This is a genomic window from Pseudomonas sivasensis, from assembly GCF_052938085.1.
Map to the genome: position 1 here is coordinate 3,956,196 of NZ_CP176442.1, position 21,311 is coordinate 3,977,506.

A 21,311-nucleotide genomic window follows, 5' to 3' on the forward strand; every position below is an offset into this window, starting at 1 on the left:
ACGATAGGCTTTCGCTTTGTTCCAAACCAGAGCAGAATCCTGAACTTATTGTCCACATACGCGAACAATCCACCCATGGAAAAATCTGAGATCGAAGGCCTATGGACCCATATCCACTGGCTTTCCATATTGGAAGAGCAAGGCACTTACACGGCTGCCGCTGCGCGCCTGGGCGTGAGCAAGTCTGCGGTCAGCCAGCGTATTGCCGACCTGGAAAAGGCCACCGGCACTCAGTTGGTCACGCGCACCACGCGCAGTGTGCGGCTGACCGATGCGGGGCTGTCGCTGACCCGTGAAGTGCGCAGCGCCTATGCGCAGATCGCCCGCAGCTTCTCGTCAGTGCGTGACTCTGTGGGGGAGATTCGCGGGCTGGTGCGCCTTACCGCGCCGGTGGCATTTGCCCGACAGCAACTGGTGCCGCATCTGTCGGAATTCCTGCAGCGTTACCCGCAGGTGCGTATCCAGCTGGATGTGTCCGATGCGCTGAGTTCCCTGGCAGCCGAAGGTTACGACCTGGCCGTGCGCCACGGTTTCCAGGTGCCGGAAACCCACGTCGCCTGGAAGCTCTGCGACACCGGGTCGGTGCTGGTAGCCACCCAGGATTACCTGCAACGCCACGGAGAGCCCCGCGAACCCGGCGAGCTGTCGGCACACAACTGCCTGTTCTACCCACGGGGCACCGACCAGCCCGCCTGGACCTTCGAACGCGGCAGTAAAAACGTTGAACGCCTGACCGTGCCCATCGCCGGCAGCTTCGCCACCAATAACAGTGAGGCGCTGCGCGACTCCGCTCTCAACCACCTGGGCATCGCCCTGCTCCCAGACTTCAGCGCCCATGCCGCGCTGACCAGCCGCAAGCTGGTGCAGGTGCTCAAGGACTGGACGCTCAAGGGCGCATTTGCCAATGAGATCTACTTGATTCGGCCGTATTCGCCCCATGTGCCGAAGTCGGTGAGTGTGTTGGTGGGTTATCTGAAGGAGAAGCTGTCGGGGGGCTTTCGTTATCTCGGATAAGGTTTGCCTCTTGCTCGACGGAACTAAAAGTCCATAATGGACAAATAAGTTCAACAAAAGAGGCATTCATGTCCAGCACCCCGCATGTGATCAACCAAACCCAGGCCCGCGAACTGCTGGGCCAAGTCGATGTGCTGCAGATCCTACGCGCACTGTTCCGCGACCTGGCGGCCGGGCATGCGGTGCAGCCGCCCCAGCAATGGGTGGAATTCCCCCAGGGCGCCGGTGACTTCATCAACTACCTGGGCGTGCTGGCGCAGGACGGCGTGTATGGCATGAAAACCTCGCCGTATATCGTGCGTGAGCAAGGGCCATTGGTAACCGCCTGGACGCTCTTGATGTCCACGCACACCGGCCAGCCGCTGCTGTTGTGTGATGCCGCAGAACTGACCACCGCACGCACCGCCGCGACCACTGCGCTGGCGGTGGATGCGCTGGCGCCACAGGCGGCTCGGCGACTGGCGATCATCGGCAGCGGCAAGGTGGCCCAGGCTCACCTGCACTACGTGAAAAACCTGCGGGATTGGCAAAGCATCAACTTCTTCTCGCCCAGCCTGACCGCTACTGACTCCACGCTTCAACGCCTTGACCCACGCGTGAGCATCGCTCCAACCTGCGAAGCCGCCCTGGAAGACGCCGACGTGATCCTACTGTGCACGTCATCCGCCGGCCCGGTGATTGACCCTTCGCGCCTGAGCAAACCGGCGCTGATCACCTCCATCAGCACCAACGCACCGCGCGCTCACGAAGTACCACCCCCATCACTGAACGAAATGGACGTGTTCTGCGACTACCGCCAAACCACGCCAGGCTCGGCGGGCGAGATGCTGATCGCCGCCGAACAACATGGCTGGAACCCAAGCGCAGTCATGGGCGACCTGCCCGAACTGCTCAGCGACCAGGTGAAGCGCCCGTCCTACAACCGTCACGTATTCTTCCGTTCCATCGGTCTGGGCCTGGAAGACATCGCACTGGCCAATGCCCTCTGGAGACTCCTATGAACCACGCAGATTTCATCATCATCGGCGGCGGCATTGCCGGTGCGTCCACGGGTTTCTGGTTGTCGCAACACGGCAAAGTGAGAGTGCTGGAACGTGAATCTCACCCGGCCTATCACTCCACCGGGCGTTCGGCTGCGCTCTACACCGCCGCCTACGGCACTCCGCAGGTGCGGGCGTTGACCCTGGCCAGCCGGGAGTTTTTCGACCACCCGCCGGCAGGGTTCTGCGAGCATCCCTTGCTCACACCGCGCGGCGAGATGACGGTGGACTTCACCGGCGATGCGGCCGAGTTGAACGCGCAGTACCTCAGCGCCAAGGCCACCGTGCCGCAGGTTGAACAGCTGAGTGTCGACGAGGCCTGTGCGAAGTTGCCGATCCTGCGTCGGGAAAAGGTTCACGGTGCGATCTATGATCCCACTGCCAGCGACATCGACACCGACGCCCTGCACCAAGGCTATTTGCGCGGTATTCGTCGCAAGGGCGGCGACGTGCATACCGACAGCCATGTGCTGGGCTTGAGCCGTGACAGCGGTGGTCTTTGGCACGTCACCACCCAACACGAAACCTTCACCGCGCCGATCATTATCAACGCCGCTGGCGCCTGGGCCGACCACATCGGTGGGCTGGCCGGTGCCGCATCCATTGGCCTGCAACCCAAGCGCCGCTCGGCGTTTATCTTCGCCGGCCCCGAAGGCATGGACAGCCATGCGTGGCCAATGCTGGTGGCGCTCGACGAAGCGTTCTACATGAAGCCCGACGCCGGCATGTTCCTCGGCTCACCGGCCAACGCAGACCCGGTCGAGCCTCAGGACATCCAGCCCGAAGAATTGGACATCGCCATGGGCATCTACCAGATCGAAGAAGCCACCACCCTGACCATCCGCCGCCCCACGCGAACCTGGGCCGGACTGCGCAGCTTTGTGCACGACGGTGACTTGCTTTCGGGCTTCGACCCGCGAGTCCCAGGGCTGTTCTGGGTAGCGGCGCAAGGCGGTTACGGCATCCAAACCTCACCGGCCATGGGCCAGGCCAGTGCGGCACTGGTGCGCGGCGCACCGCTGCCGGAGGCACTGACCCGGTTCGGCCTCGACGCTGGTATGCTCTCCCCCGCCCGCCTGGAGCCCCATTGATGAACACCGTCGAACCCGACAACGTCTTGCAGAACTTTCGCGCGATCGCCGATGCCATCGCCACGCTGTTCTTCCCCCACGCCGAAGCGGTGCTGCATGACCTGCGCACGCAAAAAGTCGATTACATCGCCAATAACCTGTCGAAACGCGCGATTGGCGACGACTCGGCGCTGGAGGACATGCTCAGCGATGACGTCAGCGAAGTGAATATCGGCCCCTACGAAAAACTCAACTGGGACGGTCAGAAAATTCGCAGCCTGAGCACCGTACTGCGCGACGCCAACGGTCGGCCCCTGGCGGTGCTGTGCATCAACCTGAATATTTCACTGTTCGAAAATGCCAAGGCGGCATTGGACCTGTTCCTGTCGCCAAGCAAGCTGATCCCACAGCCGGACGCGCTGTTTCGCGATGACTGGCAGGAACGCATCAACACCTTCCTGCATGCCTGGATGCGTGAGCGCCAGTTAAGCCTGAACCTGCTGACCCGCGACCACAAACGCGAACTGGTGCTGGCACTGCATGCCGAAGGCGCGTTCAAGGGCAAGAGCGCCTCGAACTATGTGGCCAACGTGCTGGGTATGGGGCGGGCAACGGTTTACAAGCATCTGAAGGAATTAAAGGGCTGAACCTTCAACCCTGGATGATTTTTTTGGTGAGCAGGCTTTTTGTCTTGAGCAGGCCTTATGTGGTGAACAGGATTTTGTAGTGAGCGGGCCTGCCCCGCGCTGGGTGGCGAAGCCGCCCCAAATTCAGACGCCTCAGTTCCAACTGAAGGTATGCACTGTCAGTAATGGGGCGGCTTCGCCACCCAGCGCGGGGCAAGCCCGCTCACCACAAAAGCAGAACTGCTCACCACAAAAGCAAGCCAGCTCACCACAAAAGCAAGCCCGCTCATTACAACTGCAGGACTGCTCATCAAAAAAGCAAGGCTACTCACCGCAACAGCAGCAGCCCCGCTGCATCAATCACCGTAAATGTCAGCCTTGAAGTACTGCTGCGAAATCTTCTGGTACTCACCACTGGCACGAATGCCGTCGATGGCCGTGTTCAATTCGCTGACCAGCGTGGTGAGCAGGCTCTTTGTCTTGAGCAGGTCTTATGTGGTGAACAGGATTTTGTAGTGAGCGGGCTTGCCCCGCGCTGGGTGGCGGAGCCGCCCCAAATTCAGACGCCTCAGTTCCAACTGAAGGTATGCACTGTCAGTAATGGGGCGGCTTCGCCACCCAGCGCGGGGCAAGCCCGCTCACCACAAACGCAGAACTGCTCACCACAAAAGCAAGCCCGCTCATTACAACTGCAGGACTGCTCATCAAAAAAGCAAGGCTACTCACCGCAACAGCAGCAGCCCCGCTGCATCAATCACCGTAAATGTCAGCCTTGAAGTACTGCTGCGAAATCTTCTGGTACTCACCACTGGCACGAATGCCGTCGATGGCCGTGTTCAATTCGCTGACCAGCGTGGTGAGCAGGCTCTTTGTCTTGAGCAGGTCTTATGTGGTGAACAGGATTTTGTAGTGAGCGGGCTTGCCCCGCGCTGGGTGGCGGAGCCGCCCCAAATTCAGACGCCTCAGTTCCAACTGAAGGTATGCACTGTCAGTAATGGGGCGGCTTCGCCACCCAGCGCGGGGCAAGCCCGCTCACCACAAAAGCAGAACTGCTCACCACAAAAGCAAGCCCGCTCATTACAACTGCAGGACTGCTCATCAAAAAAGCAAGGCTACTCACCACAACAGCAGCAGCCCCGCTGCATCAATCACCGTAAATGTCAGCCTTGAAGTACTGCTGCGAAATCTTCTGGTACTCACCACTGGCACGAATGCCGTCGATGGCCGTGTTCAATTCGCTGACCAGCGCCTCGTTGCCCTTGCGCACCGCAATCCCCGCGCCTTCGCCTACGTATTTGGGGTCCTTGAGCTCCGGCCCGACAAAAGCGTAGCCCTTGCCCCGTGGCATTTGCAGGAAGTCATTCAAGGGGATGGTGTCGGCAAAAATCGCATCCAGGCGCCCTGCCGCCAGGTCCATGTAGATCTCTTCGTTATTGCTGTAGCGCTTGACGTTAATGCCCTTGGGCTCAAATACCTCGGTGGCGTAACGGTCGGTGGTGGTCGCACGCTACACACCGACGGTCTTGCCCTTCAGGCTGGCGTACTGGTCATCCACCACCGCGCCGTCTTTCATCACAAGACGCGATGAGGTGAAGTAGTACTTGTGGGTGAAATCTACTGACTTCTTGCGGTCTTCGTTGATGGTCATGGACGACAGGGCCATGTCGATTTTCTTCACCTTGAGGGAAGGAATCAGACCATCGAACTCACCTTCAACCCACACGCACTTGACCTTCATCTGCGCGCACAGCGCGTTGCCGATGTCGTAGTCGAAGCCAACGATGGTGCCTTCCTGGGTCTTGGAGGCAAACGGCGGGTAGGCCGCCTCGATGCCGATGCGCAGGGTTTTCTCGGCGGCCCATACGTGGCTGGAAGCGACCAAGGCCAGGGCGGTGATAAGCAAGCGTTTCTTCATGGGGGATCTCGCAAGTTGTTGTTGGTTTGGCAAGAGAGAAGAAAAAATCCAGCAATAGCTTTTGTACTTATAATTCCATACTGGACTTTTATGTATTGATCGTCAATCCAGCCCCTGCACCCATGACTTTTTTGCACAACACACCGGTGTTTTTGAGCGTTCATCTCTGGATTTATGCGTGCCTATACTCGGTTCAGCCTCTCGGTTGAACCGTGGGTCACCGCAGCACAGAAATGTCCCTACAACAATAATCAAGGACACCGACCATGACGCATCCCTTCCTGGCCGCGCGGGATTTTCTGCTCGCCCATCGCACCGATTACGCCACCGCCGTTCGCGACTTCCGCTGGCCGCAGCTGGACGCGTTCAACTGGGCCTTGGACTACTTCGATGCCATGGCCGAGGGCAATGCGGCCAACGCGCTGTGGATCGTCGAAGAAGACGGCAGCGAGCAGCGCTACAGCTTCCAGCAACTGGCGACGCGCTCAAACCAGGTGGCCAACCATCTGCGTGCCCTCGGCGTGCGACGCGGCGACCGAGTGCTGTTGATGCTCGGCAACGACGTGGCGTTGTGGGACACCATGCTCGCCGCCTTCAAACTAGGCGCGGTAGTGATCCCGGCCACCGCCCTGCTCAACCCGGATGATCTGCGCGACCGTATCGAGCGTGGCCAGGTTCGCCATCTGGTTGTCGGCGAGGCGCATGTCGGCAAGTTCGACGGCCTGGGCGATGGCTGTAGCCGCATCTGCGTGGGAGCTGCGCCCAGCGGCTGGGTCGCGCACAACGCCGCATTTGAATACCCCGAGCAGTTCGAAGCCGAAGGCCGCACCCTGGCCACCGACCCCATGCTGCTGTACTTCACTTCCGGCACCACCTCCAAACCTAAGATGGTGCTGCACAGCCACCAAAGCTACCCGGTGGGCCACCTGTCGACGATGTACTGGATCGGCCTGCAACCCGGCGACCTGCACCTGAATATCTCGTCTCCAGGCTGGGCCAAGCACGCCTGGAGCTGCCTGTTCGCGCCGTGGAATGCCGGCGCGTGCATCTTCATCCATAACGTCGCGCGGTTCAGCGCGCCGGCCTTGCTGACAGCGCTGGAACAATATCGTGTGACCAGCCTGTGCGCCCCGCCGACCGTGTGGCGCATGCTGATCCAGGAAGACCTGGCCAGTCACAAGGCGCGCCTGAATCTGCGTGAATTGGTGGGTGCGGGCGAACCCCTGAACCCGGAAATCATCGAGCAAATCCAGCAGGCCTGGGGCTTGCCGCTGCGCGATGGTTTCGGCCAATCGGAGACCACCGCCCTGGTCGGCAACACCCCCGGCCAGTTGCTCAAGCCAGGGTCCATGGGCCGTCCACTGCCGGGCTATCGTGTCGTGCTGTTGGACGCCGACGGCCTACCGGGCAACGAAGGGGAAGTCGCGCTGCCGCTGGATGTACGCCCTCTCGGTTTAATGGTGTGCTACGAGGACAGCCCGGAAAAAACCGCCGAAGTGATGCGCGACGGTTACTACCGCACCGGCGATACCGCGCAGATCGACAGCGACGGCTACATCACCTTCGTCGGTCGCGCCGATGACGTGTTCAAGGCCTCCGACTACCGCATCAGCCCGTTCGAACTGGAAAGTGCGCTGATCGAACACCCGGCGGTGATGGAAGTGGCCGTAGTGCCCAGCCCAGACCCACTGCGCCTGGCGGTGCCCAAAGCCTTCCTGATCCTGGCCCACGACGCCCCCGGCAGCGCCGAGCTGGCCCGCAACATCCTCGCCTTCGCCCGCGAACACCTCGCCCCGTACAAACGGGTGCGGCGCATCGAATTTGTCAGCGAACTGCCCAAAACCATTTCCGGCAAGATCCGGCGGGTAGAGCTGCGGCAGATGGAGGTGGTGCGTCGCCAAGGGGATGCGCGGGGTGAGCACGAGCATTTCGAGGAGGATTTTTCCTGAACGCAGAACCCGGCGCCGCAGCGCCGGGGCACGCAGGAATACAGCTTACAGGTCGTAACGCAGCGCCATGCCAAAGGTGCGCGGCGCGCCGGCGTCGATGATTTCGTCATCGCGGTTGTTGGTGACGTAGCGCTTGTCGAAGGCGTTTTTCACGAAGCCCGAGACAGCCACGTTCTTGGTGACTTTGAATTCGCTGCTGAAGTTGGCCAACACGTAGTTGTCGCTCCTGCGCTCGCCGTTGACCTTGCCCGCTGAATCGAACTCGTACGCCGAAGGCGCGCTGCTCTGGTACGTCACGTCGGTGTTGAAGGTCAGGCGCTCGTTGAAGCGATAGATGCCGCCCACTGAAGCCTTGTACTTGGGCGAGTAGTAGAACGCTTCGCCGCTGCGGTCCTGGCCGTTGCCGACGATGAAGTCCTTGTACTTGCCATCGGTGATCGCGCCACCAAGGGTCAGGGTCAGTTGCTCGCTCAGGTCTTTCTCGATGAACACTTCCAGGCCCTTGATATCGCTGCGACCGGCGTTGTACACGTTGATGACATTGCTGTTGGCTTGCCGCACGCTGACCTGCTGGTCTTTCCAGTCGGTGTAATACAGGTTGGCGCGTGCACGCAGGGTGTCTTCGAGAAATGAACCGCGGTACGACAGCTCATAGTTGGTGGTGTATTCCGGGTCATATGCCTCGTGACCGCTGCCGGAACGCACGTTCACGCCACCGCCGCGATAACCTTTCTGCACCATGAAACCCAGGTACTGGCCGGTGGCGAGTTCGTAGTTGATGCCCAGTTTTGGCAGCACGGCCGCGAACGACTTTTTGACCTTCGCCGCGTCGGACAGGTCGTCCTGCTTGATGTCGGTGTCGTTGGTTTCGTGGTCGTAGCGCAGGCCGGTGACCAGAGTCCAGCGCGGTGCGAAGGTCCAGTCGACTTCACCAAACAGCGCCTTGTTTTCGATGACTGTGTCGCCTTTCACCGTGACCGCCAATACGTCATCGAACAGCAGTCGGTCGTGGAAATTGTTGGAGTTGTGGCCGTAATAGGCGCCGACGAAACTTTTCACCGTGTCCGAGCTGTAGTTGAGGCGCAGCTCCTGGCCGAACAGGTTGCCATCCTGCTTGCGTCGGATGACTTCATTGGCGTCGGCAGTCTGGTCGAAGTCCAGGCGGTTGGTGTAGTCGGACCGGGTGTTGGTGGTCAGGCTGGTCAGCGACCATTGGTCATCGAGGCGGTAGTCGACCTTGGCGCTGACGGTGTCTTGGTTGAGGTTGTCGAACGCTTGGGTATCGGAGGACACCTTGTAATAGCGCACCTTGTCCGGGGTGCGGATGACCGAGTTGTCACCCTGGCGGTGCTCGTTGTGGGCGTAGGTCAGCAAGACGTCGAGATCGTCGTTGGGCAGGATCAACAGCTTGCCGCGCGCGTTGCTCGTGCGGTGCGGGTTGGCATCCTTGCCGAGGGCGATGTTGTCGATGTAACCATCGCCATCTTGATAATCCAGGGCGATGCGACCTGCGATCTTGTCATCGACAATGCTGCCGCCACCGGCCACCGCTGCGCCTTTTTCTCCGTAGTTGCCCACGTTGGTTTGCGCCGAGAACGTCGGTTGGAACGTCGGGTTGCGGGTCTGGATTACTACGGCGCCGGCCAGGGAGTTACGTCCCTGGGTGGTGGATTGCGGGCCGAGGAAGACTTCTACCTGTTCCACATCCCACAAGCCGGTAGGGCTCAGGGTCAGGGTGCGATTGGGTTGCACGGCACCATCGACATACACCGAAACGGCGCCATTGAGGGTCGCGGGGCCCTGGTCGTCGAATCCGGACACCGGTACACCGCGAATGCCCCAGTTTTCGTTACCAGCCTGGCTGTACACACCCGGCGTGCGCGCGAACACATCGACCAGGCTGTGATCGGCCTTGTCCCGCAGTTGTTGTTCGGTCACGACCACAACGCTGGATTGGGTCTGCTCAAGGGAGCGGTTGATTTTCTCGCCACTCACCGTAATCGGCGCGATTTCCATCGTGTTGGGTTCGGCAGCCCAAGCCCCTGAAGCCAGGCAAACCGACCCGACCGCCAACGCAATTGTGTTCTTTTTGAAATTCACGCCCAGCTCCCCTAGCACCCTTCGTTATTGTTTTTTGTGGCGGGCTGAAGGCAGCCAAACGCCAGCGGGGCTGAGTCTAAGGGATAAAAAAACCAAAGTGAATTTTATTGATAAGAAATCTCATTTGAGATAGCTACGCATTCACGTATCAGCTTGAATACATAGCGCGGCACAGCGTCCCGCGAAAAAAAAAGGCCCGGTGGCGCACCACCGGGCAAAACGAAGCGACCAGCTTCAATAACGCGGTTTGACGGTTTTCCACTCCGGTTGATAGCGCTGCATCTGTTTCACGTCGTCGCGCTGGCGGATGCCACAGGTAAGGTATTGATCATGCAGCTTGCCCAATTGGTCATGGTCCAGTTCCAGGCCCAGCCCCGGTGCGCGGGTGATTTTTACGCAGCCGTCGACAATCGGCAGCTTGCCGCCCTTGATCACCTCCTCATCCGGCTCTTGCCACGGGTAATGGGTGTCACAGGCGTAGTCGAGGTTGGGCACCGACGCGGCCACGTGGGCCATGGCCATCAGGCTGATGCCCAAGTGCGAATTGGAGTGCATCGACACGCCCAGGCCGAAGGTCTGGCACATCTTCGCCAGCGCCTGGGTGTCGCGCAGGCCGCCCCAGTAATGGTGGTCGGCAAGTACGATCTGCACACTGTTAAGCGCCACGCTGCGGCGAAACTCGTCAAAGTCGGTGACCACCATATTGGTCGCCAGGGGCAAGCCGGTGCGTTTGTGCAGCTCGGCCATGCCGTCCAGGCCGGGGGTCGGGTCTTCGTAATATTGCAGGTCATCGCCGAGCAACTCGGCCATGCGGATCGAGGTTTCCAGGGACCAGTTGCCGTTCGGGTCAATGCGCAGCGGCACGCCGGGGAAGGCCCTTTTCAGCGCCTTGATGCATGACACCTCGTGCTCGGGTTGCAGCGCACCGGCCTTGAGCTTGATGCTTTTGAAGCCGTAGGTGTCGATCATGCGCCGGGCCTGGGCGACGATCTGTTCCTCGTTCAGCGCTTCGCCCCAGCTGTCGGGTTTATACGGCGAATCAATGTGCTTGGCGTATTTGAAAAACAGGTACGCGCTGAACGGGATCTGGTCACGGATCGCGCCGCCGAGCAGGTCCACCAATGGCACGTTCAGTGAGTGCGCCTGCAAATCAAGAAACGCCACTTCGAATGCCGAATAGGCATTGCTCACCGCCTTGCTGGCGTGGGAGCCCGGTGCCAGTTCGGCGCCGGCCAGGCTCGCCGGTTTATGGGCGGCGACGGTGGCCTGCACGATGGCGCGCAATTGGTTGAGGTTGAAGGGGTCGAGCCCGATCAACTGTGACTGTACCTGCTGCTGGATCGCCAACGCCGGGGCGTCGCCGTAGCTCTCGCCCAGGCCGATGTAGCCGGTGTCGCTCTCGATCTCGATGATCGAGCGCAGCGCGAAGGGTTCGTGAATACCACTGGCGTTGAGCAATGGCGGGTCACGGAAGGCAATCGGGGTGACGGTAACGCGGACAATTTTCAAGAGGCGGCTCCCTGTGGACCGGAACGCAAGGCGTGAGGATGAGTGGACGATTTGGACGCAGGCGGCACAGTGCCCCGAGGCGCGGTGCGGGCAAAAAACACCACCATCGCCGCCACCAGCGAGGTGGCCGCCAAGCCATACAGGCCGCCCTCGATGGAGCCGGTGGTCTGCTCCAGCAAGCCGAAAGTGGTGGGCGCAACAAAGCCGCCCAGGTTGCCGACCGAATTGATCAAGGCGATCACCGCCGCGGCGATGCGCGCATCCAGGTAACCCTGGGGAATCGGCCAGAACAACGCCGAGGCAGCCTTAAAGCCAATTGCGGCAAAACAGATGGCGACAAAGGCAAACACCGGCCCGCCGGTGGTGGACATGAACATGCCGAATGCGGCGATCACCAGCATCAGTGACACCCACGCCTGTTGGTGCTTCCACTTGCTGGCCAACGACGCAAAACCGTACATCGCGACGATGGAAATCAACCAGGGGATGGAGTTGAACAGACCAACCTGGAAGTCTCCCAGGTTGCCCATTTTCTTGATCATGCTCGGCAGCCAGAACGTGGCGCCGTAGATGGTCAGGGCGATGGAGAAGTAGATGAAGCAGAACAGTGCGATCTGTTTGTCGGCAAGCAATTTGAACATCGACGGCCGCACGCTCTGGCTCGCCTCACGGGCTTGCTGCTCCAGCGCAATAGCAGCGGCCAACGCGTGTTTTTCGTCGTCGCTGAGCCACGTGGCCTGATGGGGATGGGACTGCAACCAGAACCACACGAACCCGCAGAGCACGATGGAGGCAAAGCCTTCGATCAGGAACATCCACTGCCAACCATGCAGGCTCAGGCCGCTGACGTTGAGCAGTGCCCCCGACACCGGCCCGGAGATGACCGAGGCGATCGCCGAGCCACTGAGGAAGATCGCCATCGCCTTGCCACGCTCGGCGGCCGGCAGCCATTGAGTGAAGTAGTAGATGATCCCCGGGAAAAACCCGGCTTCGGCGGCGCCGAGGATAAAGCGCAGGATGTAGAAGCTGGTTTCGCCCTGAACAAAGGCCATGGCCATCGCCGCCGCGCCCCAGGTGAACATGATGCGCGTCAACCAGGCCCGAGCGCCGTAGCGCTGCAAGAGCAGGTTGGACGGCACTTCGAAGATCGCGTAACCGATGAAAAACAACCCGGCGCCCAAACCATAGGCCGCTGCGCCAATGCCCAGGTCGGTCTCCATATGGCTGCGCACAAAGCCGATATTGACCCGGTCGATGTAATTGACGATGAACATCACCACGAACAGCGGCAGTACATGACGCTTGACCTTGGCGGCCGCGCGGGCAAGCACGGTCGGGTCTGGCGGATTCTGGAGGGTTTCCACGGGCAACTCCCATTCATTGTTTTTTTAGGGGCAGAACAATGATGGACGCCGTGAATTGTTCCCGTCTAATCTAACTTGGCATCCGATTGATACTGGGATTAGATCAATGTTCGAGCTGACGCAACTGCGCTGCTTCACCACCGTAGCCACTGAGCTGAATTTCCGCCGCGCTGCGGAACGGCTGAACATGACCCAGCCGCCGCTGAGCCGGCAGATCCAATTGCTCGAACACCACTTGGGCGTAGAGCTGTTTACCCGCACCACTCGCAGCGTCGCGCTCACCGCTGCTGGCCGCGCGTTTTTCATCGAAGCCCAGAACCTGCTGGAGCTTGCCCAGCAAGCGGCCGTGACCGCGCGACGGTTTGCAGAAGGCGATATCGGCACGGTCAATATCAGCTTCGTCGGCAGCGCGGTGTATGAGTTTCTGCCCAAGGTGATCGCCGAGGCGCGTCTCAAGCAGCCTCACGTCAAGATCGACCTGGCCGAGATGAACACCTACCAACAATACGAAGCCCTGCGCGCCCGACGCATCGACCTGGGCATCGTCCGCGCGCCCCTGCTGGAACCGGGCTACGCCACCGAATGCCTGGTCCGCGAGCCCTTCGTGCTGGCGGTGCCGAGCAGCCATCGCCTGGCCAACGCCGAGACGGTCAGCGTGCACGACCTCGACGCCCAACCCTTCCTCATGTACGCCCACGCCGCCTACCCGCCCTTCAACGAACTGCTCACCGGCCTGCTGCGCTCGGCCCGCGTCGCGCCAGATTATGTGCAGTGGCTCGGCTCGTCCCTGACCATCCTCGCGCTGGTCAACGCCGGCATGGGCCTGGCCCTGGTACCTCGTTGCGCCAGCAGCGTAGTGTTCAAGAACGTGGTGTTCCGCGACATCGACCTGGGCGAAGGCGCGCAGAGCGAATTGCACCTGATCTGGCGTGAAAACAACGACAACCCGGCGTTTGCCATGTTGCTGGAAGGGATTCGCAATGCAGTGCGTGAGGGGTGGGCCTGAATAGCGATAGATATGGGGTGCTCTTGCTGTTGGGGTGAGCGGATTTTTTGTGGTGAATGGATGTTATGGGGTGAATGGATTTGTTGTGGTGAACGGGTGTCCTGTGGTGGGTGGATTGTTGTGGTGAACGGATGTCCTGTAGTGAGCGGGCTTGCCCCGCGCTGGGCTGCGAAGCAGCCCCATCAAGAACACCGCATTTCTTCCGGTAAATCTCGGTGGCAGTTTTGGGGCTGCTCCGCAGCCCAGCGCGGGGCAAGCCCGCTCACCACAAAAAGACCGCGCACCACAGAAAACCTCACAACCACAAAAAGACTGTGCACCACAGAAAACCTGATCATCACAGTGGTCATGCCAACCACGGTAAATATGGGTTGTTATGCCTGGTGAACAGGCTGTCTATGGTGAGTGGATTTGTCGTGGTGAACCGGTGTCCTGTGGTGAGTGGATTTGTTGTGGTGAACGGGTGTCCAGTGGTGAGCGGGCTTGCCCCGCGCTGGGCTGCGAAGCGGCCCCATCAAGAACATCGCATTTCTTCCGGTAAATCTCAGCGGCAGTTTTGGGGCTGCTCCGCAGCCCAGCGCGGGGCAAGCCCGCTCACCACAAAAAAAACTGTGCACCACAGAAAACCTGATCATCACAGTGGTCCTGCCAACCACAGTAAATATGGGTTGTTATAACTGGTGAACAGGCTGTCTATGGTGAGTGAATTTGTTGTGGTGAACGGGTGTCCTGTGGTGAGCGGGCTTGCCCCGCGCTGGGCTGCGAAGCGGCCCCATCAAGAACACCGCATTTCTTCCGGTAAATCTCGGTGGCAGTTTTGGGGCTGCTCCGCAGCCCAGCGCGGGGCAAGCCCGCTCACCACAAAAAAGACCGTGCACCACGGAAGCCCTAACGACCACAAAAAGACCGTGCACCACAGAAAACCTGATCATCACAGTGGTCCTGCCAACCACGGTAAATATGGGTTGTTATGCCTGGTGAACAGGCTGTCTATGGTGAGTGGATTTGTTGTGGTGAACGGGTGTCCTGTGGTGAGCGGGCTTGCCCTGCGCTGGGCTGCGAAGCGGCCCCATCAAGAACACCGCATTTCTTCCGGTAAATCTCGGTGGCAGTTTTGGGGCTGCTCCGCAGCCCAGCGCGGGGCAAGCCCGCTCACCACAAAAAGACCGCGCACCACAGAAAACCTCACAAAACCACAAAAAGACTGTGCATCACAGAAAACCTCACAACCACAAAAAGACCGTCCATCACAGATACCTGTTCATGACAGAAAGCCTGATCACCACGCAAAGGCCAGACTCCACCACCGGGCTTCACCGCTGTCAGTCACCCAATCCTGTTGAATCCTTGCCTGATCCTCTGAATATGGCGGCCAGCAGATAGATACCCCTTGCGCGGTGGTCTAGAGTTCGACGATGGGCGACTTCTCGTCGCACCACTCCTATAAGAAATCAGCACCACCAACCGATGATCAGCAGGTGAGCCAGCCATGGAATTACGTATCAACCAAAAGGCCTATCAGGTCGAGGCCGAAGCCGACACGCCATTGCTGTGGGTAATCCGCGACAATCTGGGCATGACCGGTACCAAATACGGCTGCGGCCTGGCCCAATGCGGCGCCTGCTCGGTGCTGGTGGACGGCAATGTAGTGCGTTCATGCGTCACCCCGGTAGCCGGGGTCGTTGGCCGCGAGATCACCACCATCGAAGCCATCGAAGCCGATGACGTGGGCAAACGTGTCGTGAGTGCCTGGGTCGAGCACCAGGTAGCGCAGTGCGGTTACTGCCAGTCCGGACAAGTGATGGCAGCCACCGCGCTGCTCAAGCACACCCCCGCTCCCACCAAAGAGCAGATCGACGCAGCGATGGTCAACCTGTGCCGCTGCGGTACCTACAACGCCATCCATACCGCCATGTACGACCTGGCCGCCGGGAAGGAGACTGCCTGATGAATATGCCAGGACTCATCCCCGGCCTTTCCCTGGACGAGCCGGTCAACCTGTCCCGCCGACGCTTCCTAGCCAGTACGGCCGTGGGGGCGCTGGTCATCGGTTTCGGCCTGCCGCTCGGCTCGGGCCGGGTGCAGGCTGCCACCGGCGCGACGACAGAACGTGGCACCCAAGTGCCGGCCTTTCTGGAGATTCGCCCGGACGGCACTGTTCGCCTGCTCAGCCCCTTTATGGAAGGCGGTCAGGGCACCCACACCGCCATGGCGCAGATTGTCGGCGAAGAACTCGACGCCGACCCGGCCACGTTCATCGTTGAAGCTGCGCCGCCCGGTGAGGCTTATGTGGTGATGGACAACGGCATGCGCATCACCGGCGGCAGCATGTCGGTGCGCATGAGCTATCCGACCATGCGTCGCCTGGGCGCCCTCGCCCGCGCCATGCTGCTGCAGGCCGGCGCCGAGCAGCTCGGTGTGCCAGTGGCCCAATTGACCACCCAACCCGGCCGCGTGGTTCACGCTGCGTCCGGTCGTTCCCTGGGCTATGGCGAGTTGGCCAGCCGCGCCCTGGACATGCCGGTGCCTGATGCCGCGAGCATTACCCTGCGCGACCCGAGTCAATTCCGCTGGATCGGTAAACCGGTCAAGCGTGTGGACGCCTACGACAAATCCACTGGCAAGGCGCTGTACAGCATCGACCTGAAAGTCGACGACATGCTCCACGCCGCCGTGCAACACGCGCCGCGCCTGGGCATGACCGTGGGCAGCCTGCGTAACCAGGCGCAGGTCGAAGCCATGCCAGGCGTGCACTCGGTGCATCAACTGCCTGGCGCAGTGGCGGTCGTCGCCGAACGCTGGTGGCATGCCAAGCGCGCGGTAGAAGCCATCCAGGTCGACTGGTTGGAAGCGGCCGCTGACGCCAAAGTCCGTGCGATGCCCGCCGACTTTTCCAGCGATGGCTTCCGCGATTTCCTCGCCACCCAGCAAGGCCCGGCCCGTGACGATGAAAACGAAGGCGATGTGGCCGGCGCACTGAAAAACGCCAAGACCCAGATCGAGGCCACCTACCACAACCAGTACGTCAATCACGCCCAGTTGGAGCCGCCTTCAGCCCTGGCGCGTTTCAACCCCGACGGTTCCCTGGACATCTGGCTGCCCAACCAGGCGCCGGACATGTTCCGCGCTGACATCGCCAAGCGCACCGGCCTGGCGCCTGCACAAATCAATCTGCACTCACCGCTACTGGGCGGTTTTTTTGGCCGGCATTTCCTCTATGACTCGGCCAGCCCTTACCCGCAGGCCATTGCGCTGGCCAAGGCGGTGGGCCGTCCGGTCAAGCTGATCTGGAGCCGTGAAGAAGAGTTCCTGCGCGATGTACTGCGCCCGGTTGCGGTGGTCAAGTTCCGCGCCGCGCTGGATGCCGACGGCCTGCCCGTTGCCATCGAAGCCGTCAGCGCCACCGAAGGCCCCAGCGAAGCCATCGCCGGCAAACAGGGCGAAAAACTCGACCCCACGGCCCTCGAAGGCCTGACCGGCAAGAGCTACGCCATCCCCAACAAACGCATCGCACAGATCTATGTCAAAGGCCCGGCCATGCTCGGCTACTGGCGGTCGGTGGGTAACTCGCTCAATGACTTCTTCTACGAAGCGTTCCTCGATGAACTGGCCGACCAAGGCAAACGCGACCCGTATGAGTTGCGCCTGCATTTGCTGCGGGACAACCCTCGGTTGACGACTTTACTCAAAGCGGTGGCCGAGTTGTCCGGCGGCTGGAAGCGTGGCCCTTACACCGCCGAAGACGGCACGCGACGAGCGCGTGGCGTGGCCATGGCCTCGCCGTTTGGTTCTCACGCGGCGGTGATCGCCGAGGTGTCGATTGAACACGGCCAGGTCAAGGTGCACCACATCTGGGAAGCCATCGACCCTGGCAGCATCGTCAACCCGGCGATTGTCGAAGCTCAGGTCAACGGCGCGGTAGCCCTGGGCTTATCGCAGACTTTGCTGGAGGAAGCGGTGTACGTGGACGGCAAGCCACGGGCGCGCAATTACGACCTTTACCCGATCCTGCCGCCGTCACGCATGGCGCAGGTGCACGTAAAGATCATCGAGAGTGGTGAAAAGATGGGCGGCATCGGTGAGCCTCCGCTCCCCGCTGTGGCGCCGGCCGTGGTCAACGCGGTGGCGCAATTGACCGGCCAGCGTGTTCGCAGCCTGCCATTAAGCCGACACACCTTCAGCTAACCGAGCGAGACCGCCCATGAACAACCGTCGATTCGCAAGAACCGTAGGCTGGCTCGCGCTGCCCTGCGTCATCGCCGCCGGCCTGATGGCCTGGTATGTCACCCGCCAACCGGCCACACCGTTTGAACCGGCACAGGCCGCCAGTTTCGACCCGGCCCTGGTCAGTCGCGGCGAGTACGTCGCCCGCCTCAGCGACTGCGTGGCCTGCCACAGCCTGCCCGACAAGGCACCGTTCGCCGGTGGCCTGGAAATGGCCACGCCGCTGGGTGCAATTCACGCCACCAACATCACCCCGGACCGTACCCACGGGATCGGCACTTACAGCCTCGCCGACTTCGACCGAGCGGTACGCCACGGCGTGGCACCGGGCGGCCGACGGTTGTACCCGGCCATGCCCTACCCGTCGTATGCCAAGCTCAGCGACGACGATATAAAGGCGATGTACGCGTTTTTCATGAAAGGCGTGCAACCGGCCAACCAGCCGAATATCCCCAGCGATATTCCCTGGCCGCTGAATATGCGCTGGCCCATCGCACTGTGGAACGGCCTGTTCGCACCAACGGCCACCTACGCCGCCAACCCCAACCAGGACGCGCTTTGGAATCGCGGCGCCTACATCGTCCAAGGGCCTGGCCACTGCGGCAGTTGTCACACGCCGCGTGGTCTGGCCTTCAACGAAAAGGCCCTGGATGACTCCGGCAAGCCGTTTCTCGCTGGCGCCCTGCTCGATGGCTGGTACGCCCCCAGCTTGCGCCAGGACCCCAACAGCGGTTTAGGCCGCTGGAGCGAGCCTGAGATCGTGCAGTTCCTCAAGACCGGCCGCAACCAGCACGCGGTGGTCTACGGCTCGATGACCGAAGCGTTCAACAACTCCACCCAGTTCATGGCCGACGACGACCTGGCGGCCATCGCCCGCTACCTCAAGTCGCTGCCCGGCGACCCGCAGCGCGACGGCACGCCCTGGCAGTACGTGACCGCCGACGCGCGCCCGGACGCACCCGGCGCCCACACCTACGCAACCCGCTGTGCCTCGTGCCACGGCGCTGATGGCAAAGGCCAGCCCGAGTGGATGCCGCCCCTGGCCGGCGCCACCTCGGCGCTGGTCAAGGAGACGGCGTCAGCGATCAACATCACCCTCAATGGCGCACAACGCGTGGTCGCCGCTGGCGTGCCGGATGCGTATCGCATGCCGGCGTTTCGTGAACAGCTGTCTGATCAGGAAATCGCCGACGTGCTGACGTATGTGCGCGGTACTTGGGGTAATCAGGGTGGCGCGGTGGACGCCAAGGCGGTGGGTAAACTGCGTGGGCATACGGACCCTGCGAGCAGCAGTCCGATTATTTTGCATATGCGTTGAGGCGGGCCAACCCTCGGATTTTCAGAGCGCCTCAGGCAGAAAAAACCTGCGCGCGCTCTGTGTTGTTGGTGCGTGCCTGAGGGGTTGCTGACGGGCAAGCTGCGCCTGAACCTGCGCGACGGCCTCCAACACCCGCTGCGCCCAGTGCTCGTCCTGAGGGTCCACCACCACCACGCGAAAACCGTGGTCATGGCCTTCACTGCGCACACCTTCGGAGTCATCCACATGCAGGTCGATGTCGAAGGCCGGTGGGAATTTCGATGGTGAATTCGACAGCCCGTGCGCCGTCAGTGCCTGGTTATGCAGCACGCTGTTGACCACGCCGTCGACGCGGATGCCGTACAGCATCAGCCACCGTCGGATATAGGACGGCGTGCGACCGGACGAGGTATAGACCCAGATGCTGCAGCCCTGGCGGCGTAGTTCGCGGGTCAGGGAGCGCGTGCCGATTCGCAGCGGTTCACCCAGCCAACGGTGCACGCAGGCCGGCAGCCGGCTCGGCTCGACGTCGCAGTGGTGGAGCTGGCAGGCCAGGGTGTCGTCTATGTCGAACGAAATGCGGATGCGCGGGCGCTTAAGCAGTTGCATCGGGAGAAGGCGCTGGAGGGCCTGCCCTGCCCTGGCGAACAGGAGAGAACCGCTCATCAATGGCCCCCTTGATAGACGGGCACGGGCTGGTCCTTAAGAAAAAACTTCATTGGATCCGGTGCCTGTTCTTCGAGGAAGGCTGCGTATTTTTTCTTGATCTTGGGCAATTCGTACAACGCCTTGACGCCATGTTTGGCTGAGTTACGGATGACTGATGAGGGGTTGAAGTAGCCTTCGGCGTTCTCCAGCGACAGCACGAACGGCGGCAACCCTGCACGCATCAGCAAATAGCTGACAATCAGCGAGCCGCTGCGGTTGTTGCCTTCGATGAACAACTGCGGCTTGCTGAGGATGCGTACATACACCCCGGCTGCACGCTTCCAGACCGATTCACTGCGGTACGCGCAGTACCAGTTGTACAAGTCCTTGATGCCGCCCTCGACGTTGTTGAAGAAGTGTTCTTCGGTCGCCGCCAGGTGCTGGGCGTATTCCAGTCGGCGAGTCGGGTCGCTGCCACAGAGTACGGTGGCGTTGATCTCCAGCATCAGGTTCAGTTGCTGAAGGTCAAACAGGTCGACGCCCCGCGCCACGTAGTCGTCAATCAGCGCATAGCCTTCAAGCACGTTATGCAGCACTTCGTCAGTCAACGGATCGCGCGGCTCGGTAAAGTCCCGACTGAGCTCGGCAAAGCGCTGCTGTACCTCACGCAGTGCACGTTCAATCGCGGGCAAATCAAGGCGTCGTGTTGCTGGCATTGGCATTCCTATAAACAGGTGAAAATGCGCGAGCGTCCGAGCTCGCGCAGGGTTCAGCTGAACTTACCGGTGATGTAGTCACCGGTCATTTGCTCACGCGGGTTCTGGAAAATCTGCTCCGTAGGGCCCATCTCAACCAGATAGCCGGTACGCGTGCCTTGGGAAATATCGACCGAGAAAAACGCCGTGGTGTCAGCCACACGAATGGCTTGCTGCATGTTGTGGGTCACCAGGGCAATGGTGTAGTCCTTCTTCAGCTCAACCATCAACTCCTCGACACGGCGCGTGGCAATCGGGTCGAGTGCCGAGCAGGGCTCATCGAGCAACAGCACTTCTGGCTCGGTGGCGATGGCACGGGCGATACACAGGCGTTGCTGCTGACCACCGGACAGCGACAGGCCGCTGACCTTGAGTTTGTCCTTGACCTCATCCCACAACGCCGCACCTTGCAGGGCGTGTTTGACGCGGTCGCCCAGGTCGCCTTTGTAGCGGTTCAGGCGCAGGCCGAAAGCGACGTTGTCGAAGATGCTCATCGAGAACGGGTTCGGCTGCTGGAACACCATGCCGATATAGCGGCGCACGACCACTGGATCCACGCCCTTGCCGTAGACGTCCTGCCCGAGGAAGTGCACGTGGCCCTCAAAGCGGAAACCTTTGACCAGGTCGTTCATGCGGTTGAGGCTACGCAACACGGTACTTTTGCCGCAGCCGGAAGGACCGATGAAGCCAGTGATCTTGTTCTTTTCGATCGGCACATGGCTGTCACGTACGGCCAGGAAGTTGCCGTAGAAGATCTTATCCAGCTTGCAGTCCATGACCACAGGCGCCTGGGT

General features: G+C 60.9%; 15 protein-coding genes and 3 pseudogenes. 9 read left to right on the forward strand and 9 right to left on the reverse strand.

The genetic code is table 11. From position 1 onward, the window contains the following. The first annotated feature begins 75 nt into the window (after positions 1 to 75). From ACKZ62_RS18060 to ACKZ62_RS18075, 4 genes are all read left to right on the forward strand, one after another. Positions 76 to 1,014 carry a LysR family transcriptional regulator gene (locus tag ACKZ62_RS18060; RefSeq protein ID WP_447095620.1) on the forward strand — a complete coding sequence of 313 codons (939 nt, stop codon included), beginning with the start codon at positions 76 to 78 and terminating at the stop codon, positions 1,012 to 1,014. Positions 1,015 to 1,082: 68 nt separating this feature from the next. Next, positions 1,083 to 2,015, forward strand: coding sequence for an ornithine cyclodeaminase family protein (locus tag ACKZ62_RS18065; RefSeq protein WP_122756391.1), 933 nt, complete (start codon positions 1,083 to 1,085; stop codon positions 2,013 to 2,015). Next, on the forward strand, positions 2,012 to 3,145 hold the full coding sequence (locus ACKZ62_RS18070) for an NAD(P)/FAD-dependent oxidoreductase (RefSeq protein WP_179179225.1): 1,134 nt from the start codon (positions 2,012 to 2,014) through the stop codon (positions 3,143 to 3,145). Before ACKZ62_RS18065 ends, ACKZ62_RS18070 begins: the two co-directional genes overlap by 4 nt. Then, entirely contained in the window at positions 3,145 to 3,771 is a 627-nt protein-coding gene (locus tag ACKZ62_RS18075) for a helix-turn-helix transcriptional regulator (RefSeq protein ID WP_032885454.1), read from the forward strand. Before ACKZ62_RS18070 ends, ACKZ62_RS18075 begins: the two co-directional genes overlap by 1 nt. 335 nt (positions 3,772 to 4,106) lie before the next feature. Here ACKZ62_RS18075 and ACKZ62_RS18080 read toward each other — a convergent pair. The 3 pseudogenes from ACKZ62_RS18080 to ACKZ62_RS18090 all read right to left on the reverse strand — a co-directional run. Beyond that, a pseudogene (locus tag ACKZ62_RS18080) lies at positions 4,107 to 4,208 on the reverse strand (ABC transporter substrate-binding protein); the annotation flags it as partial. Positions 4,209 to 4,500: 292 nt separating this feature from the next. Beyond that, positions 4,501 to 4,602, reverse strand: a pseudogene (locus ACKZ62_RS18085) (ABC transporter substrate-binding protein); the annotation flags it as partial. Positions 4,603 to 4,894: 292 nt separating this feature from the next. After that, a pseudogene (locus ACKZ62_RS18090) lies at positions 4,895 to 5,665 on the reverse strand (ABC transporter substrate-binding protein). Positions 5,666 to 5,931: 266 nt separating this feature from the next. Here ACKZ62_RS18090 and ACKZ62_RS18095 point away from each other — a divergent pair. After that, on the forward strand, positions 5,932 to 7,614 hold the full coding sequence (locus ACKZ62_RS18095; RefSeq protein ID WP_447095621.1) for an AMP-binding protein: 1,683 nt from the start codon (positions 5,932 to 5,934) through the stop codon (positions 7,612 to 7,614). 45 nt (positions 7,615 to 7,659) lie between these two features. On the opposite strand, the gene ACKZ62_RS18100 is transcribed toward ACKZ62_RS18095, so the two are convergent. From ACKZ62_RS18100 to ACKZ62_RS18110, 3 genes are all read right to left on the reverse strand, one after another. Then, positions 7,660 to 9,714 carry a TonB-dependent receptor gene (locus tag ACKZ62_RS18100; protein ID WP_032885458.1) on the reverse strand — a complete coding sequence of 685 codons (2,055 nt, stop codon included), beginning with the start codon at positions 9,712 to 9,714 and terminating at the stop codon, positions 7,660 to 7,662. Between the two features lie 234 nt (positions 9,715 to 9,948). Then, on the reverse strand, positions 9,949 to 11,223 hold the full coding sequence (locus ACKZ62_RS18105; RefSeq protein ID WP_099603331.1) for a glucarate dehydratase family protein: 1,275 nt from the start codon (positions 11,221 to 11,223) through the stop codon (positions 9,949 to 9,951). Continuing rightward, a complete protein-coding gene (locus tag ACKZ62_RS18110) occupies positions 11,220 to 12,587 on the reverse strand; it encodes an MFS transporter (RefSeq protein ID WP_447095622.1) in 1,368 nt (455 codons plus the stop codon). The genes ACKZ62_RS18105 and ACKZ62_RS18110 overlap by 4 nt, the downstream gene beginning before the upstream one ends. Before the next feature lie 106 nt (positions 12,588 to 12,693). Between ACKZ62_RS18110 and ACKZ62_RS18115 the strand changes: the two genes are divergently transcribed. The 4 genes from ACKZ62_RS18115 (at position 12,694) to ACKZ62_RS18130 (ending at position 19,135) form a co-directional block, all read left to right on the forward strand. Then, on the forward strand, positions 12,694 to 13,593 hold the full coding sequence (locus ACKZ62_RS18115) for a LysR family transcriptional regulator (protein ID WP_032885460.1): 900 nt from the start codon (positions 12,694 to 12,696) through the stop codon (positions 13,591 to 13,593). A gap of 1,489 nt (positions 13,594 to 15,082) precedes the next feature. Beyond that, entirely contained in the window at positions 15,083 to 15,541 is a 459-nt protein-coding gene (locus tag ACKZ62_RS18120) for a (2Fe-2S)-binding protein (RefSeq protein ID WP_032885461.1), read from the forward strand. Next, complete coding sequence (locus ACKZ62_RS18125) at positions 15,541 to 17,778, forward strand: xanthine dehydrogenase family protein molybdopterin-binding subunit (RefSeq protein ID WP_122681338.1); 2,238 nt, start codon at positions 15,541 to 15,543, stop codon at positions 17,776 to 17,778. The genes ACKZ62_RS18120 and ACKZ62_RS18125 overlap by 1 nt, the downstream gene beginning before the upstream one ends. Before the next feature lie 16 nt (positions 17,779 to 17,794). Continuing rightward, positions 17,795 to 19,135, forward strand: coding sequence for a cytochrome c (locus tag ACKZ62_RS18130; RefSeq protein ID WP_095186422.1), 1,341 nt, complete (start codon positions 17,795 to 17,797; stop codon positions 19,133 to 19,135). 21 nt (positions 19,136 to 19,156) lie between these two features. On the opposite strand, the gene ACKZ62_RS18135 is transcribed toward ACKZ62_RS18130, so the two are convergent. Genes ACKZ62_RS18135 through pstB form a run of 3 tightly spaced genes read right to left on the reverse strand, consistent with a single transcriptional unit; the run spans position 19,157 to position 21,293 of the window. Further along, positions 19,157 to 19,780, reverse strand: coding sequence for a hypothetical protein (locus ACKZ62_RS18135; protein WP_032885465.1), 624 nt, complete (start codon positions 19,778 to 19,780; stop codon positions 19,157 to 19,159). Further along, complete coding sequence (locus tag ACKZ62_RS18140) at positions 19,780 to 20,478, reverse strand: hypothetical protein (RefSeq protein ID WP_032885466.1); 699 nt, start codon at positions 20,476 to 20,478, stop codon at positions 19,780 to 19,782. The genes ACKZ62_RS18135 and ACKZ62_RS18140 overlap by 1 nt, the downstream gene beginning before the upstream one ends. Positions 20,479 to 20,531: 53 nt before the next feature. Continuing rightward, positions 20,532 to 21,293 (reverse strand): phosphate ABC transporter ATP-binding protein PstB, encoded by a 762-nt coding sequence (gene pstB / locus ACKZ62_RS18145; RefSeq protein ID WP_050442813.1) that lies wholly within the window; start codon positions 21,291 to 21,293, stop codon positions 20,532 to 20,534. Between the last annotated feature and the right edge of the window lie 18 nt (positions 21,294 to 21,311).

Bases quoted from the DNA above. Each gene is read 5' to 3' on its own strand.
- ACKZ62_RS18135 (WP_032885465.1), bottom strand. From the start codon at position 19,780: ATGAGCGGTTCTCTCCTGTTCGCCAGGGCAGGGCAGGCCCTCCAGCGC.
- pstB (WP_050442813.1), bottom strand. From the start codon at position 21,293: ATGGACTGCAAGCTGGATAAGATCTTCTACGGCAACTTCCTGGCCGTA.
- ACKZ62_RS18125 (WP_122681338.1), top strand. From the start codon at position 15,541: ATGAATATGCCAGGACTCATCCCCGGCCTTTCCCTGGACGAGCCGGTC.
- ACKZ62_RS18120 (WP_032885461.1), top strand. From the start codon at position 15,083: ATGGAATTACGTATCAACCAAAAGGCCTATCAGGTCGAGGCCGAAGCC.
- ACKZ62_RS18140 (WP_032885466.1), bottom strand. From the start codon at position 20,478: ATGCCAGCAACACGACGCCTTGATTTGCCCGCGATTGAACGTGCACTG.
- ACKZ62_RS18070 (WP_179179225.1), top strand. From the start codon at position 2,012: ATGAACCACGCAGATTTCATCATCATCGGCGGCGGCATTGCCGGTGCG.
- ACKZ62_RS18075 (WP_032885454.1), top strand. From the start codon at position 3,145: ATGAACACCGTCGAACCCGACAACGTCTTGCAGAACTTTCGCGCGATC.
- ACKZ62_RS18095 (WP_447095621.1), top strand. From the start codon at position 5,932: ATGACGCATCCCTTCCTGGCCGCGCGGGATTTTCTGCTCGCCCATCGC.
- ACKZ62_RS18065 (WP_122756391.1), top strand. From the start codon at position 1,083: ATGTCCAGCACCCCGCATGTGATCAACCAAACCCAGGCCCGCGAACTG.
- ACKZ62_RS18130 (WP_095186422.1), top strand. From the start codon at position 17,795: ATGAACAACCGTCGATTCGCAAGAACCGTAGGCTGGCTCGCGCTGCCC.
- ACKZ62_RS18115 (WP_032885460.1), top strand. From the start codon at position 12,694: ATGTTCGAGCTGACGCAACTGCGCTGCTTCACCACCGTAGCCACTGAG.
- ACKZ62_RS18060 (WP_447095620.1), top strand. From the start codon at position 76: ATGGAAAAATCTGAGATCGAAGGCCTATGGACCCATATCCACTGGCTT.